Genomic DNA, 16,505 nt, shown 5'->3' with positions numbered 1-16,505 from the left:
TTATACTGTTGGTGTTTCTAGCCCCGATAGCAGTGGAAATCCTTTTTTGCTGGGGTTCAGCACAAAAGATTGGAACGGATAGCGGGAAATAGCTCCTAATTAATATTATAATTTAAAGAAATCGGTTAGTATCCTGATATACAAGTCGATTCCTTCTTCGATTTCGTTAATAAAAATAAATTCGTCAGCTGAATGCGAACGCAATGTTTCTCCTGGTCCCAGTTTTAAAGACTGACAGCTCAAGACGGATTGATCTGAAAGCGTTGGCGAGCCATAAGTGGTTCTTCCTAAAGCAATTCCGGCTTGCACTAAACCGTGCGCAACGGGAATAGACGATGCGTTTAAATGCATGGATCTTGGTGTTACTTCGGCATTTATATTTGCTTTTACCACTTCCAAAATTTCGGTATTCGAATAGCAATCAGTTACACGAATATCGACAACCAAATCACATTCTGATGGCACAACGTTATGTTGTTTTCCGGCACTGATTTGTGTTACTGTCATTTTTACAGGACCTAAAACCTCTGATATTTTGTCGAATTTATAGTTTTTAAACCATTCCATTACCGGAATTGATTTGTATAATGAGTTATCATCGTTTTGATGTGCGGCATGACTAGCAGTTCCTTTCACTTTTACGTCAAGAACCAATAATCCTTTTTCAGCCACCGCCAATTGCATTAAAGTAGGTTCGCCAACAATGGCGCAATCCAATTCCGGTAAATGTTTTAAAACGCTGTTTAAACCATTTTTTCCGCTGCTTTCTTCTTCTGCCGAAGCTACAATTACAAGATTATGTGATAAATTCTGATTCTCATAAAAGTGTACAAAAGTAGCCAATAACGAAACTAAGCATCCTCCGGCATCATTACTTCCTAATCCAAATAATTTACCGTCTTTTTCGATGGCTTTAAACGGATCGTTGGTATACGCCTGATTTGGTTTTACAGTATCGTGGTGTGAATTCAGTAAAAGTGTTGGTTTATTTTCATCGAAATATTTATTGAAAGCCCACACATTATTATTTTCTCTTTTTAAGGGAATTTCGTTTTGATTGAACCAATTCTCTATTAAAAGAGCTGTTTGATCTTCTTCACTTGAAAATGAAGGGGTCTCAATCAAATTTTTTAATAAACTAATTGCTTCTCGGGTAAGCGTTGCAATATTTTTCATAGTTATGGTTTCTTTGCCACGAAGGCACGAAGGCACAAAGTTTTAATTAAATCTGTGACATTTTTAATTTGCGCAAATTTCTTAAATTAATATTTAAAATGCGTAGCGTAGCTTTATTTTTTTGCCACGAATTGCACAAATTTTCGCTAATTTTTTTTTAATTTTTAATTCGTGAAAATTCGTGTAATTCGTGGTAACCTTTTTTATAATGTAATCGTTGTGTGCAAAATATCTGGATTCTGAAGCATTTTGTGATGCCCAATTTTAATTTTCTGAACGCCTCGTGATAAACTGTTGAAGCAATTATCCAGTTTTGGAATCATTCCGGAATGGATAACTTTTTCAGCTTTTAGTTTGTTATAAAGTTCTTCGTTGATCTCCGTAATTACAGATGAATCGTCTTCTGAATCCTGCAAAACGCCTTGTTTTTCAAAACAGTACGTTAGCGTAACATCAAAAACTTCAGACAAAGCAATGGATAATTCACTTGCAATGGTATCGGCATTTGTGTTTAATAATTGTCCGTTTTTATCGTGTGTAATGGCGCAGAATACTGGAACGATTCCGGCTTCAAGCAATGTTTTTAGCAAACTTGTATTGACTTGTTTTACATCGCCTACAAATCCGTAATCAATCGTTGGATGATTTCGTTTTGTCGATTGAATCAAGTTTCCGTCAGCTCCTGAAAAACCAATTGCATTGTTATTTTTGGCCTGCAATTGCGCTACAATATGTTTGTTGATTTGTCCGGCGTAAATCATTACTACAACGTCAAGCATTGGAGCATCGGTGATTCGGCGTCCGTCGATCATTTGTGGAACCAAGCCAATACTTTGTGCCATTTTTGTAGCCGATTTTCCGCCACCGTGCACTAAAACTTTATAGCCTTCGATTTTAGAAAAATCGGTTAAGAATTGTTCTAATTCGGTTGGGTTGTCGATAATGTTTCCACCAATTTTTATTACGGTAACTTTTTTCATGAGGTTCAAAGGTTCAGAGGAACAAAGGGACAAAGTTTAGATTCAGATTGTAAAACCTCTGAACCTTTGTAACTTTGTGCCTTTGCGCCTATAAAATTACAATTTCTTCAAAATCTTTTGTAAAACTAATTGTGCCGAATAGGTTCTGTTATTCGCTTGCTGAATTACGATTGAATTCTCGCTGTCGATTACTTCGTCTGTCACAATTACATTACGACGAACCGGAAGGCAATGCATGAATTTTCCGTTGTTGGTTAATGCCATTTTTTCTGCATTAACTGTCCAACTTGGATCGATGTTGGTTACTTTTCCGTAATCGTTGAAATTACTCCAGTTTTTCACGTAAACGAAATCGGCATTTTCGAACGCTTTATTTTGATCGTATTCTATTTTGCAATCTTTAGTGATTTCCGGGCTTAGTTCGTAACCTTCCGGATGTGTGATTACAAAATCCATGTCTTTTTGCATTTGCATCATTTCTACGAATGAATTGGCAACTGCCTGAGGCAACGCTTTTGGATGTGGAGCCCACGATAGCACTACTTTTGGTTTATGTTTCGTTTTGTATTCTTCCATTGTAATGGCATCCGCCAAAGATTGCATTGGATGACGAACGGCACTTTCCATGTTTACGATTGGCACTGTTGCATGTTTCAAAAATCCTGAAATTACCGTTTCAGCATAATCTTTTTCTTTGTCAACCAATCCCGCAAAAGCACGAATAGCAATAATATCACAATATTGAGACACTACTTCGGCCGCTTCTTTGATATGTTCTGAAGCTCCTGAATTCATGATAGCCCCGTCTTCGAATTCTAATGTCCAGCCTTCGTTGGTAAAATTCATCACCATAACGTTCATTCCTAAATTTATAGCCGCTTTTTGAGTACTCAAACGCGTTCTTAAACTCGGGTTAAAGAATAACATTCCTAAGGTTTTATTCTTTCCTAGTTCCTGGTTTTTAAGTGGGTTCTTTTTGATTTTTAACGCACTTTTTACCCATTTTGATAATGAGTCGATGTCTTTTATTGAAATATAATTCATTGTTTTTGTTTTTTATTTATTGTCTAAAATTAGACGCGGATTAAACTGATTCGCTTCGCGAAGCCGCTGATAAAACGGATTTTTATATTCTTAATTTTCTATTATTCTCAAATATTTTTCGTCTAAATTCTGGTTTTGTTCCAAAATTTAAAAGTAAACCTACTTCGCAATTTGTTCCTTTTAAATAATTCAAAATTTGATTTTCAAATGCTGCCAGTATACATTCAGCTGCTTTTAATTCTAATATTATTAAATCTTCCACAATCAAATCGGCATAATATTCTCCTACTTCGATTCCTTTATAATAAACTTAATTTTCTTCTGAGCTTCAACGTTAAACCTCTTTAATTCTAAGTATAATGAATTCTGATAAACTCTCTCTAAAAATCCATGCCTTAATTCATTATATACTTCGTAAAAAGTTTTAATGATAACATCGGTTAACTCTTGATGTAATAATTTCATTTCTTGTCTAAATTTGAATGAAATACACTACATTAAAAATAAATATAAAAATCCGCGTTAATCTGCGTCTTCGCGATAGCGAATCCGTGTCATCCGCGTTCTATATTATACAATCTTTGTAAAAGGAATTTCTCCTTCTAATGCCTTTAAAATAAAATTATCATTTAATCCGTTAACGATCCAGGTTTCGATGTTGGCGGCTTTTGCGATTCCGGCAGCTTCGATTTTGGATTGCATTCCGCCTGTTCCGTGTGATGATTTTGATTCGCCGATTTCTTTTTCTAATACTTTTAAATCATTTACTAATTTAATGGTTTCAGGATTTTCATCGTAAATGGAATCTTTTGTATAAATTCCGTTTGTATTGGTTGCAATAATCAAAATGTCAACATTTAGCAACACTGCTGTTAAAGCTGCTAACTTATCATTATCTCCAAACCGAATCTCATCTGTGGCAACGGTATCATTTTCATTGATAATTGGAATATAATTATTCTCTACCAGAACGTTTATCGTATTGACAATATTTACTTTCGACTGGTCTTTTTCAAAATCAGAATACGATAATAAACATTGAGAAGTCAATAATCCTAAATCACTGAAATTTTCATGGAAAATTCGCATTAAATGGGGTTGTCCAATCGAGGCTAAAGCTTGTTTTAACGCAATTTCTTTTCCTTTACTTTCAAGTTTTACAAATTGTTTGGCTGCGGCGATTGCTCCTGAACTTACGATTACAAATTCGTAATCTTTATTGAGAGCAGCGATTTGCATACCAATGTCTTCAATCTTTCCCCGCGAAATATGATTGGTTTCTTTGGTTAAAGTATTACTTCCTATTTTTAATAAAATCCTCTTTTTTGACATGCTGTATTTTTTTTACCGCAAAGGGCGCAAGGTTTTTTTATGCTGTTTGTGTTTACAAACGCTAAGTTCGTAAAGCTTTGTCTACAATAAATTCTAATTAACTAATTGACACATTATCTCAATTATCTAATTTGCCCATCTCCGTAAACGTACCATTTGTTGGTTACGAGATGTTGTAAACCGATTGGTCCCCTTTGATGCAATTTATCTGTACTTATCGCTAATTCTCCGCCTAAACCAAATTGGCCTCCATCGGTAAAACGCGTTGAAGCATTTTGATAAACGGCAGCGGTATCTACGGCATCCATAAATTTTTGTGCTGCTTTGTCATCTCTCGTAATAATTACCGCCGAATGTCCGCCACAATATTTATTGATTTTATCGATAGCATTTTCTTCAGAATCAATGGTTCCGATGACAATTTTATAATCTAAAAACTCTTCGTACCAGATATCTTCGTTTTGAAGTGTTTCCGTATCTTCAAAACTTTTTAAAGATTCATCAACAATTACTTCTACATTAGATTCTTTTAACGCTTCTATTAAAATAGCGGTAAAACCTTCAAAATTGGGTAATTTAGAATCTATTAAAACTTTATCAACCGCATTACAAGCTGAGATTTTTGATGTTTTGGCGTTTAAAATTACTTTTAAAGCCAAGTCTGTATCTGCATCTTTATGAACGTAAACAAAATTGTTTCCGCGTCCGCTTACAATCACCGGGCAAGTGGCGTGTTGTTTGACAAACTCAATTAATTTCTCTCCTCCTCTCGGAACAATTAAATCTACTTTTTGAGTCGGTTTTTCTAAAAAAGCCTGAGTTTCTGCACGATTATAATTCAAATACTCTACCCAGTCTTTCGAAATTCCATTTTCTTCTAAAGCCTGATGCCATAGATCAACAATTTTCAAATTGGATCTTAAAGCTTCTTTTCCTCCTTTTAATAAAATTTTATTTCCGGATTTAAAGGCAATTCCTCCCGCTTCAATTGTAACGTCTGGACGGGATTCATATATAATTAATATCGTACCAAAAGCAGCTGTTTTATTCACCACTTTTATTCCATTATCATGAACAAAATGAAAACGCTCTACTCCCACCGGATCTTCTTGCGAAGCTAGTTGATTTAAGGATAAAATCATCTCGTCGACTTTTTTATCATCTACTTTTAAGCGCTCTTCCATTGCTAAATCTGAGCCATTGTAACCGAGTAAATCTTCCTGATTGGTTAAGATAATCTGACTCCGCTCCTGCCCGACAAGCCTTGCCATGGAGTGCAAAACCAAATTTCGTTTTTCAATTGATAATGGATTCATTTTTTTTGGTTTAATTGGTTAATCGTTAATTCGTTTAATCGGTTAACCAGTTAAACGAATTAACAGTTATAGATAAACTTAGTTTTGAAGCTCTTCTAAACTTTCTTTTAAAGCTACAATAAAAGTATCAATATCTGATTTCTTAACGGTAAGTGGCGGCAAAATTCTCAGTAGATTTTTATTATTCGCACTTCCTGTAAAAATGTGTTTTTCGATGATTAGCTTTTTTCTTAAAGCAGCTACATCAAAATCGAATTCAACCCCCAGCATTAAGCCTTTTCCTTTTACTTGCTTGATTCCGGGAACTTGTTTGATTTGTTCTAAGAAATATTCATAAACTTCGTTTACATTTTTCTGCAAATCTAGTTTTTCGATAACATCCAAAACTGCAATTCCTGCGGCACAAGATAAGTGGCTTCCGCCGAAAGTAGTTCCTAATAATCCGAAACTTGCTTCAAATTTTGGTGAAATTAAAATCGCTCCAACCGGAAAACCATTCCCCATTCCTTTTGCTACTGAAATAATATCAGCATTGATTCCGTGATGTTGAAAAGCGAAGAATTTCCCGCTTCTTCCGTATCCTGATTGTACTTCGTCTAAAATCAAAACCGCATCGTATTTTTTACATGCTTTTTCTAAAGCCTGAAAAAATTCTGTTGTTCCCTGATCTAATCCTCCAACTCCCTGAATTCCTTCGATAATTACAGCAGAAACATCTCCTTTAGCCAATTCAGCTTCAACTAAATCAATTTGGTTTAAAGGCAAAAAAGTAACTACCTGTTGTGCATTGATTGGTGCTACGATTTTCTTATTATCTGTAACCGCAACGGCTGCAGAGGTTCTTCCGTGGAAAGAATTATGAAAAGCCACAACTCTTGATTTTCCGTTATGGAAAGAAGCTAATTTCAAAGCATTTTCATTTGCTTCAGCACCAGAACTGCATAAAAACAATTCATACTCTTCTAATCCTGAAAGTTTTCCTAATTTTTGAGCCAATTCAACCTGTAAAGGATTCTGAATTGCATTCGAATAAAATCCTAAATGATCTAATTGATTTTTTAGTTTTTCTACATAATCAGGTTGCGTATGGCCAATCGAAATTACACCATGTCCGCTATATAAGTCTAAATATTCCACTCCGTTCTTGTCTGTAATCGTGCAATCTAGCGCTTTTACAGGTGTAATGTCATAAAGTGGGTATACGTTAAATAAATTCATTTCTTTTAAGTTAAATGTTATTTGTTAAATGTTAGAAGTTATGATGCAAACGTTTTACATCTAATCTTTAACTTTTAACCAATTTAAATGTTATTTGTAAAATGTGAGAAGTTTAAGTAAAGACGTTTAACATCTAACTTCTAACATTTTACTTTCTACTAAAATCCGCTTGGTTTCAAATGTAAACCGGTGGTTTCTTCTAATCCGAACATTAAATTCATGTTTTGAATGGCTTGTCCTGAAGCACCTTTGGTTAAGTTATCAATGATTGAAGTGATTAAAATCCGGTTTCCTTTTTTCAATAAACTGATGATACATTTGTTGGTTTGAACGACTTGTTTCATATTGATATTTGTCGTTGTAACGGTTACAAAAGGTTCATTTTTATAGAAATCTTCGTATTTGGCAACTAAATTTTCTAAACTTTCATCAGAATCTGTATATAATGTTGCAAAAATTCCTCTTGTGAAATCGCCTCTATTCGGAACAAAAATTAATTCATCTGAATAATCCGCCTGCAATTGATTCACGCTTTGGTTGATTTCTCCCAAATGCTGGTGTTCAAAAGCTTTATAATGCGACATATTATTGTTTCTCCAGCTAAAATGTGAAGTTTCGGCAAGACTTACGCCCGCGCCTGTACTTCCTGTTGTAGCATTAATATGAACATCATTTTTAAGCAGATTGTTTTTCGCTAAAGGTAATAAAGCCAATTGAATTGCTGTAGCAAAACAACCCGGATTTGCAATGAAATTTGCTTTTTTAATGGCTGATTTATTCAATTCAGGCAAACCGTAAACGAATTCTTTTCCGTCGAAATTAGCATCTTTAGTCAATCTGAAATCATTTCCTAAATCGATGATTTTTGTATGGCTTGCGAATTGATTTTCTTGAAGAAACGAAATAGATTTTCCGTGACCCAGACATAAAAAAACAACATTTACATTCGGATTCACCACATCAGTAAAGTTCATTTCGATATCGCCCATCAAATCATGGTGCGCTACCGAAAGCGGTTTACCCGAATTGGTCGTACTGTAAACAAAATCGATGTTTACATTAGGGTGATACATTAATATTCTGATAAGTTCTCCGGCTGTATAACCCGAACCACCAATTATTCCGATATTAATCATAATTTTTATTTTTTTAGATATATTGTTAAATCGAATTCGATTCTTAATATCTTTTGTGTTTTAGATTAGAAAATTTTAAAAAGTTGTCTAATCTCCTAGTTTTTTTTAATCAATAGCAAAAACAAATTCTGCGGATACAAACTTTATGTAATATGTCTTTATCTGCTCAGGACTTAATGATTGTGTGTCATGTGGAGATTCAACATTATAAACTTCTGTATAAGTAGAATTTGCACCAATTTCAATATATGGAGGAACTCTTTTAATAGGAGTTAATATCAATCCGTTATAATTCGCAGTTACGCTTGATGTTCCTTTTACAGCAACCTCATTGGGATTAGTATATTTTATTTCATAATGTAATCGAGATGAATTATTACCTGTGTCAGCTGTAAATTCAAATAATAAAACTTCATAAGTAACCGGTTTTAAAGTTTCCTTTTCCGGCGTATCGTTATCACTTGAACAACCAAGAAATAGTAGAAACATTGGAAGTAAAAAAAATACTTTTGTTTTCATAATCATATTTTTTATTAATAAACCCAAAGGCTTAATTAATCATGATCTAAATGGTTTACAGATGAAAATATGTTTTGGGCATTTCCTAAAATCTTAATAAATCCTTTTGCATCGTCAGACGTCCAGGCATTGTTCATTTCTCCGTATTGACCAAAACCGGTGTTCATCAAATCATTATCTGATTCAATTCCGTCCAGCGAAAAATGATATGGTTTTAGAGAAACGGTTACAACACCATTTACTGTTTTTTGCGTGTCCTGCAAAAATGTTTCAATATTTCTCATAACCGGATCTAAAAACTGACCTTCGTGAAATAACATTCCGTACCAGTTTCCTAATTGCTCTTTCCAATATTGCTGCCATTTACCAAGTGTATGTTTCTCTAATAAATGGTGCGCTTTGATAATGATTAATGGTGCAGCGGCTTCAAAACCAACTCTTCCTTTAATTCCGATAATCGTATCACCTACGTGAATATCTCTACCAATTGCGTAAGCATTGGCTAATTTTTCAAGTGCAACAATATTATTTGATGGTTTGTCTAACTGACCGTTTATTCCAACTAATTCACCTTGCTCAAAATGCAGTCTTACTTTTTCCTCTCCTTCTTTTTTCAATTGCGAAGGATAAGCGTCACCTGGCAAAGGCTGGCTTGAAGTTAAGGTTTCTTTTCCTCCAACACTTGTTCCCCAAAGTCCTTTATTAATCGAATATTGCGCTTTTTCCCAAGAATAGTGAACGCCGTTTTGAGCCAAATAATCCACTTCTTCTTGTCTGGAAAGTTTTAAATCTCTAATTGGAGTAATAATTTCAATTTCCGGAGCGATGGTTTGGAAAATCAAATCAAAACGAATCTGATCGTTTCCTGCACCTGTACTTCCGTGTGCAATGGCGCTTGCACCCACTTTTTTAGCATATTTAATGGCTTCAATTGCCTGAAAAACACGCTCTGCACTTACTGATAATGGATAGGTATTGTTTTTTAATACGTTTCCAAAAATCAAATATTTAATCGCTTTATCATAATATTTATCTACGATTGTCAGATTAGCGTGTTGTGCGCTTCCTAATTCGTAGGCTCTTTTTTCGATTGCTGATAATTCTTCAGCATCAAATCCTCCTGTATCTACAAGTACGGTGTGAACTTCGTATCCTTTTTCATTTTTTAAATATTTCAAACAATACGAGGTATCTAATCCTCCACTATAAGCTAATACAACTTTTTTCATTTTTTATAATTTAGGCTAATACTTTCGTATGTAGCAAGTTTGAGATTTCTTTTTAATTGATTATTCTTAAGATAAAAAGCCAAAAGACAATATTTTACCCAAGAATAAAGCTTGTTTTATTTTTTTTAATCTGCTTAAAACAGCTTCGTTAAAAGGATGTCTTGGCGGATCTTTTTGTTTTTCTTTCGGGTCGTACAACATTCCGGTACAAAGACACATTTTGTTTTCTTTGCTTTTTAGAATTTCGTAATTGGTACAGGTTTTACACCCTGACCAAAAACTTGGATCGGTTGTAAGTTCAGAGAATGGTACCGGTTTATATCCTAAATCAGAGTTGATTTTCATTACAGCCAAACCGGTTGTAATTCCAAATATCTTAGCGTCAGGGTATCTTTTTAGGGAATAATCAAAGACTTTTGATTTGATTTTTTTTGCCAAACCTAAACTTCTGTAATCCGGATGTACAATTAAACCCGAATGTGCCACGAATTTTCCGTGCTGCCAACTTTCGATATAACAAAAACCTGCAAATTTTCCGTCTGCCAGAGCAATCATCGCATCACCGTTCGACATTTTTTTCTGAATGTATTCAGGAGTTCTTTTAGCAATCCCTGTACCTCTTAACAAGGCAGATGATTCTATTGTATCGCAAATTTCCTGTGCGAATTTGAAGTGTTCTTCCTGAGTAACAACAATAGAGATTTTCATTTCAATAGTTGAAGTTAGAGTTAAAAATTAAAACGTACTGTTTAGTTTGAAATCCTGAATTCAATCCAATAAAAATAGACATAATAGAAGTAACATTCTCAAAATCAAAAACTTGATTTAAAAAATTCAGAAAACTATATGTGCTTTTAGGATATGTTTGTCCAATGGACAAAATTTGTGATTTCAAAATGAAAAATGAATATAAATAAATACGCGGCGAAAAACTCTGTGAATACTATAGAGATAGCATCCGTACTTCGGGAGAAGTAACAGGTGAGTTTGTCCGTGACAAAGAAGTTATATGTAAACTTATTTTATTCATCGGTGCAAAAGTACACTATTTTTTTATTTACAAAACAAAAAAATAAAAATCTAACATTATTTTAATAAAATGTTATTTTTAAAAAACAGAAAGCCCGATCGTTACTGCTAACTATCGGGCTTTAAACAATCTGTAATGAAGCTTGTTAATTCTTCGTAAACGGAATAGTTTGTCCGTTTTCTAAAATAATCATATCAAATCCTGTTTTTGCATCATTAAATTTAAATTTTAATCCGGCACTTTTAGACTGAAATGTATCTTTTTCGTTCTCAACAGGAACTACTGAAAACTTAGGAAAATTAGTGATTTCTACATTGAGTGTACTGTTTTTTTCTGTAAAATCAATTTTCAATGGCGCTTTTGAAGTAGAATAAGTTCCTAAATAACCATCTAAAATTACATCTTTCTCTATCTTACCGTTTCCCGCTTTCCAAATATTATTTGCTTCATTATTGTCCGGAAATAAGTGATCAGGATCAAGTGTTATGCTTTCAATCTCTTCAGTAGAATTATGTTTAAAAGTCCAAACATTATTACGTTGCCAAACTTCTACAGGAAGATTAACTCTGGAAACTTTTCCGCTTTTAGTTTTTATTTCTACAATAACCGGCATTGGCATTTTATCAAAATTTTCAATAGTGATAGCTACTCCTTTTGCTGGATCATTTTGATGTATTTAATTGAATTAATTCCCTGATCAAAACGCCAGTTGTTTACAAACCAACTTCTCCAAAACCAGCTTAAATCCTCACCCGCAACATTTTCCATAGATCTAAAGAAATCATCCGGTTGTGGATGCTTATAAGCCCAACGCTCTATGTAAGTACGGAAAGCAGTATCAAAACGCTCTTTCCCTAATACCTGCTCTCTCAAAAATTATCAAAGCTGAGCTTGGTTTAAAATAGCACAACATACCAATATTGGCTTCCTTCATATTGTCAGGAGAACTCATTACGGTCTCTAAATCAGGTCTTGTAAATGACTCAGCTCCTTTATGTAAATCTGTTGGAGCTTCTACATATTCCCCTTTATTAAATTCAGCAGTGCTTAATGAATTGATAAAAGTATTAAACCCTTCATCCATCCATCCAAACAACCTTTCATTTGATCCCACAATCATAGGAAACCAGATATGGCCAAATTCATGATCTGTAACTCCCCATAAATCTTGCCCTTTTGATTCCCATCCGCAAAAAACAATTCCCGGATATTCCATTCCTCCCTCGTTTCCGGCAACATTTGTGGCTACCGGATAAGGATATTCAAACCATCTTTTAGAATAATTTTCAATTGCCGCTTTTACATATTCAGTAGAACGTCCGTAAGCACCCTGTCCCGCACTTTCTACAGGATAAGCTGATAAAGCCAGCGCTTTTTTTCCACTTGGCAAATTAATCTTTGCTCCGTCTAAAATAAAAGCAGGTGATGATGCCCACGAAAAATCACGTGCATTTTTTATCTGATAATGCCATGTTTTTTGTCCTGAAGCATTTGCGTTTGCAGTAGCAGCAACTTCTTCGGCAGAACGTATCGATACCGTTTTATCATTTAAAGAAGCTTCTTTATAACGTTTAAACTGTTCCGCCGGCAGCACTTCTGCCCCATTTAACAATTCTCCTGAACCCACAACAAAATGATTGGCAGGAACTGTAAGTTTTACATCAAAATTACCGTATTCTAAGTAAAACTCAGAAGCCCCTAAATAAGGCACTGTATTCCATCCTTTTACATCATCATACACACACATACGCGGATACCACTGTGCAATAGTGAAAATTTTTCCATTTTTGGTTTCTAAAACTCCCATTCTGTCAGATCCTTCTAAAGGAGCTATGAATGAAAATTCTATTTTGATTTTTACTGCTCCTCCTTTTGATGCTAATACTTCGGGAAGAAATATCTGCATTCTGGTATCTGTAATAACATATTTCGCTTCAACCTCAGTCGTTTTCTTTCCAATGGTAATTACTTTTACCGATTTTATCTTATTTCCTCCATCAAAAACCTGCCCCTGAGCACCATTACGGCTTCCTGTTAAAGGTACAACTGAATTTCCTCTGGAATCTTCTTTAAATAAATTTTGATCCAGATTCAGCCAGACAAATGACATTTTATCCGGACTGTTATTGGTATAGGTTATTTCATCTGTACCAATAATTTCATTTGTAGTTCCGTTTAACTTTGCTGTTATCTGATAATCAGCTCTGTTTTGCCAGTATTCAACTCCAGGCTGACCGCTGGCTGACCGCGTTGGCGTTCCGTTCTTTGTGTAAAAATTAGGACCAAATGCATCGTGGTAATTATAATTATTGACTGGATTTACTGCTGTTGTTGCAGGCTTTTCCTGCGCCCAAACAGAAGAAATTCCAACAAACAAAGCCATGGTTAATAAGGCTCTTGAGGATTGTATTTTCATATTTTTTAGCTGTTTATGTAGCAAATTAATGAAAAAAAAAGCTATTTAGAGAGAAAACAAGAATCATAAATTGAATTTTATCAAAAAAATATTTTGAAGGATTTTCTTAAAAAACTAAAAATTATCAAATATATTTACATCAATCTAAAATTAACCCATTACAATCTTAAACATTTTGAACACAACTATTTCAAATTCAGCATTAACCGCCACTATAAACCATTCCGGAGCTGAATTATTTTCATTACAAGACAATCAAAACAAAGAATACATCTGGGAAGGAAATCCTGATTTCTGGGGAAAACATTCACCTGTACTTTTTCCAATTGTGGGGAACTTTAAAAAATAACACTTATACAATTGACGGGAAAGAATATCACTTAACCAGACATGGATTTGCACGCGATATGGAATTTGAATTAATTGCTAAAACTGAAAGTAGCGCTACTTTTTCGTTACAATCCAATGAAGAAACATTAAAAAAGTATCCTTTTGAATTTGAACTTCAGCTTATTTATACTCTTGAAGAAGCTTCAATGCATATTGAATACAAAATAATTAATAAAGCTGCTGTAAAAATGCCTTTTTCAATAGGAGCCCATCCGGCGATAGCTTTGCCTGAAAAGTTTGAAAATTATACTTTAAAGTTTGAAAAAGATGAAAATTTAAAATACTATCTTCTAGAGAATGATTTAATTTCTAACAATACCCGGGTATTAGAAACTACTCATAATTTGGTTCCTTTAGATTATAAGTTATTCGCAAATGATGCTTTGATTTTTAAAACCTTAGAATCAAATTCCCTTACTATCCTGGAAAACTCTAAACCTTATATAAAAGTTGATTTTGAAGATTTTCCGAGTTTAGGAATCTGGACTAAAGATCAGGCACATTTTATTTGTATTGAACCTTGGCAGGGCTATTCTGATACCGATGAAAATTCTGGGGATTTATTTGAAAAGGAAGGGATTTTAGTCTTAGAGGCAAATCAGACATTTGATTCAAAATTCAGTATACAAATATTATAAAACTAGAGAAATGTTAGAATTTAACTTTACACCATTTCCTGTAATAGAAACAGAACGCTTGCTTTTAAGAAGAATTACAAACGACGACGTCAATGAGGTTTTCGAATTACGTTCGAATCCCGAAACCATGAAATATATTCCACGCCCATTACTCAAAAATACCGAAAATGCTCTGGAACATATTGCCATGATCGAAGATAAGATCGAAACAAACGTTGGGATCAATTGGGGAATAACACTAAAAGACAATCCAAAACTTCTTGGTATTATCGGATTTTACAGATTACAGCCGGAACATCATCGCGCAGAAATTGGCTATATGTTATTGCCTGAATTTCATGGAAAAGGAATTATTCCGGAAGCATTAAAAACACTTATTGATTACGGGTTTAACAAAATGAAACTACACTCAATAGAAGCCGTTATTGACCCTGATAATTATGCTTCGGAAAGAGTCTTACAAAAACTTAATTTTGTAAAAGAAGGTCATTTTAAAGAGGTCGAATATTTTGAGGGACATTTCTACGACAGTGTAATCTATTCATTATTAGAATCTAAGTGATTTTACTTACCTGATTCAAAAAAACATTCCTGTTAAATTAAAACATTTGCATAATAGTAATTAATGGTTTACGTTATATTTGCACGCGAAATAAGCGATGAAGCCTTATTCTAATACCACGAAAAACCATTTTTATGAAAAAGTATTTAATTCTAATTGTTCTTTTCTTTTCGATTCAATCTCAAAGCCAAACTTTTATTAAGTTTAATGCTGCAACGGCTTTAGTTGCAATACCTAATGTTGGTATTGAAACCAGTATCGGAGAAAAACTGACTTTTAGTGTTGATGTAATGGCTTCTTTTTGGCAGTCTTTTAATGGTCATAGTCCTATGGAATTTTATACCCTAACTCCAGAAGTGCGATATCATTTTAAAGAGAAATACAATGGCTTTTATGTGGGAGGTCATGCAGGACCTGATTTATATAAAATACAAAAATGGAATTACTGGGACACTAACAAATATGAACATGGTTTTGGTTACCGTTTAGGTGTTACTGTTGGATACAATCTTAAATTAAGTGATAAATTTTTGCTTGATTTTTTTGCAGGAGCTGGGTGGCATCAAGGTTTTTATCATGGATATTATAATGACGGAACTCCTGGCAGATACGAAAAAGCCCCAAACTGGAACAAAAGTGGCGAATGGCTTCCTTACCGTGGAGGCGTTATGATTTCTTATAAATTATAATTATTTCGCAAACTTAGAAAGAGACTTTACATATAAATCTTCTACTTTTTTTCGGGCCCAATCGGTTTTTCTTAAAAAAGTTAAACTTGATTTTATACTTGGATTTGTAGTAAAACATTTTATCGGAATTAATTCTGCCAGTGTATCAAAACCATAATGATTTACTAATGCTTCTACTATTTTTTGAAGAGTGATTCCGTGTAAAGGATCTTTTGATTTTTCTTTTTCCATACTGCAAATTTATATCATTTATGCAAAAACAATTGCTCTTTCATTTATTTGTTACTAAATTTGTCATCCTATGTTAAAAACTGTCAATATACTTAATAAAAGAGCGCGATTTGATTATGAGATAATCGATACCTATACTGCCGGAATTGTTTTATCCGGAACTGAGATTAAATCTATTCGATTAGGAAAAGCAAATATTACCGAAAGTTTTTGCGAATTTAGCAATCTCGAACTTTTTGCAATTAATACTTATATCGAAGAATATGCGTTCGGAAATCAATTCAATCACAAATCCAGAAGTGAAAGAAAACTGCTCTTGAATAAAAAGGAATTAAAAAGCCTTCATAAAAGCGTTCAGGCAAAAGGACTTACAATTGTTCCTTTAAAATTATTCACCAATGAAAAGGGATTGGCTAAACTACAAATTGGCCTTTGTAAAGGAAAGAAAAACTACGACAAACGTGAATCTCTTAAAGAGCAAGACACAAAACGTGACCTGGACCGAATAAAAAAAGCTTACAACTAAAGTTATTTTAACTACAAGAGACATTTGTTAATCTTTTCTACGTATTTTTACTACAAATAATTAAAAAATTGTA

16 protein-coding genes and 2 pseudogenes are annotated in these 16,505 nt (G+C 33.8%); 5 read left to right on the top strand and 13 right to left on the bottom strand.

The genetic code is table 11. The annotated features are described in order from the left end of the window. Window positions 1-105: 105 nt before the first annotated feature. The 12 genes and pseudogenes from ACQY44_RS04815 to ACQY44_RS04760 form a co-directional block, all read right to left on the bottom strand. Window positions 106-1,176 carry a M20 family metallo-hydrolase gene (locus ACQY44_RS04815; protein ID WP_428229263.1) on the bottom strand — a complete coding sequence of 357 codons (1,071 nt, stop codon included), beginning with the start codon at window positions 1,174-1,176 and terminating at the stop codon, window positions 106-108. A gap of 203 nt (window positions 1,177-1,379) precedes the next feature. Continuing rightward, window positions 1,380-2,156 carry an acetylglutamate kinase gene (gene argB, locus ACQY44_RS04810; RefSeq protein WP_428229262.1) on the bottom strand — a complete coding sequence of 259 codons (777 nt, stop codon included), beginning with the start codon at window positions 2,154-2,156 and terminating at the stop codon, window positions 1,380-1,382. 96 nt (window positions 2,157-2,252) lie between these two features. Next, window positions 2,253-3,200 (bottom strand): N-acetylornithine carbamoyltransferase, encoded by a 948-nt coding sequence (locus ACQY44_RS04805; protein WP_428229261.1) that lies wholly within the window; start codon window positions 3,198-3,200, stop codon window positions 2,253-2,255. A gap of 82 nt (window positions 3,201-3,282) precedes the next feature. Next, window positions 3,283-3,665: pseudogene (locus ACQY44_RS04800) on the bottom strand (GxxExxY protein). A gap of 105 nt (window positions 3,666-3,770) precedes the next feature. Beyond that, window positions 3,771-4,532: a glutamate 5-kinase gene (proB, locus tag ACQY44_RS04795; protein ID WP_428229260.1), complete on the bottom strand. Its 762-nt coding sequence runs from the start codon at window positions 4,530-4,532 to the stop codon at window positions 3,771-3,773. A 122-nt stretch (window positions 4,533-4,654) separates the two neighbouring features. Continuing rightward, entirely contained in the window at window positions 4,655-5,848 is a 1,194-nt protein-coding gene (locus ACQY44_RS04790; protein ID WP_428229259.1) for a glutamate-5-semialdehyde dehydrogenase, read from the bottom strand. A 78-nt stretch (window positions 5,849-5,926) separates the two neighbouring features. Next, window positions 5,927-7,066 carry an aspartate aminotransferase family protein gene (locus ACQY44_RS04785; RefSeq protein ID WP_428229258.1) on the bottom strand — a complete coding sequence of 380 codons (1,140 nt, stop codon included), beginning with the start codon at window positions 7,064-7,066 and terminating at the stop codon, window positions 5,927-5,929. Between the two features lie 158 nt (window positions 7,067-7,224). After that, window positions 7,225-8,202: an N-acetyl-gamma-glutamyl-phosphate reductase gene (gene argC / locus ACQY44_RS04780; protein ID WP_428229257.1), complete on the bottom strand. Its 978-nt coding sequence runs from the start codon at window positions 8,200-8,202 to the stop codon at window positions 7,225-7,227. A gap of 105 nt (window positions 8,203-8,307) precedes the next feature. Then, entirely contained in the window at window positions 8,308-8,721 is a 414-nt protein-coding gene (locus tag ACQY44_RS04775; RefSeq protein ID WP_428229256.1) for a hypothetical protein, read from the bottom strand. Between the two features lie 35 nt (window positions 8,722-8,756). Next, window positions 8,757-9,950 carry an argininosuccinate synthase gene (locus ACQY44_RS04770; protein ID WP_428229255.1) on the bottom strand — a complete coding sequence of 398 codons (1,194 nt, stop codon included), beginning with the start codon at window positions 9,948-9,950 and terminating at the stop codon, window positions 8,757-8,759. Window positions 9,951-10,016: 66 nt separating this feature from the next. After that, the gene (locus ACQY44_RS04765; RefSeq protein ID WP_428229254.1) at window positions 10,017-10,658 is read right to left on the bottom strand and encodes a GNAT family N-acetyltransferase; all 642 of its coding nucleotides are present in this window, start codon (window positions 10,656-10,658) and stop codon (window positions 10,017-10,019) included. Window positions 10,659-11,125: 467 nt separating this feature from the next. Further along, a pseudogene (locus ACQY44_RS04760) lies at window positions 11,126-13,396 on the bottom strand (M1 family metallopeptidase). 175 nt (window positions 13,397-13,571) lie between these two features. Here ACQY44_RS04760 and ACQY44_RS04755 point away from each other — a divergent pair. From ACQY44_RS04755 to ACQY44_RS04740, 4 genes are all read left to right on the top strand, one after another. After that, window positions 13,572-13,745, top strand: coding sequence for a hypothetical protein (locus ACQY44_RS04755; protein ID WP_428229253.1), 174 nt, complete (start codon window positions 13,572-13,574; stop codon window positions 13,743-13,745). Then, window positions 13,723-14,424, top strand: coding sequence for an aldose 1-epimerase family protein (locus ACQY44_RS04750; protein ID WP_428229252.1), 702 nt, complete (start codon window positions 13,723-13,725; stop codon window positions 14,422-14,424). Before ACQY44_RS04755 ends, ACQY44_RS04750 begins: the two co-directional genes overlap by 23 nt. A gap of 10 nt (window positions 14,425-14,434) precedes the next feature. After that, the gene (locus tag ACQY44_RS04745; protein ID WP_428229251.1) at window positions 14,435-14,986 is read left to right on the top strand and encodes a GNAT family N-acetyltransferase; all 552 of its coding nucleotides are present in this window, start codon (window positions 14,435-14,437) and stop codon (window positions 14,984-14,986) included. A gap of 134 nt (window positions 14,987-15,120) precedes the next feature. Further along, entirely contained in the window at window positions 15,121-15,675 is a 555-nt protein-coding gene (locus ACQY44_RS04740) for a DUF3575 domain-containing protein (protein ID WP_428229250.1), read from the top strand. Here the strand turns inward: ACQY44_RS04740 and ACQY44_RS04735 are convergent, their stop codons facing one another. Then, the gene (locus ACQY44_RS04735) at window positions 15,676-15,906 is read right to left on the bottom strand and encodes a VF530 family DNA-binding protein (RefSeq protein WP_428229249.1); all 231 of its coding nucleotides are present in this window, start codon (window positions 15,904-15,906) and stop codon (window positions 15,676-15,678) included. A 70-nt stretch (window positions 15,907-15,976) separates the two neighbouring features. Here ACQY44_RS04735 and smpB point away from each other — a divergent pair, with 70 nt between their 5' ends. After that, entirely contained in the window at window positions 15,977-16,432 is a 456-nt protein-coding gene (smpB, locus tag ACQY44_RS04730; RefSeq protein ID WP_428229248.1) for an SsrA-binding protein SmpB, read from the top strand. Window positions 16,433-16,505 lie beyond the last annotated feature (73 nt).

It is taken from the genome of Flavobacterium sp. (genome assembly GCF_965277525.1).
Lineage (GTDB): Bacteria > Bacteroidota > Bacteroidia > Flavobacteriales > Flavobacteriaceae > Flavobacterium.
Note: the sequence above shows the minus strand (reverse complement) of the source record. Positions and strands in the feature narration are given on the sequence as shown.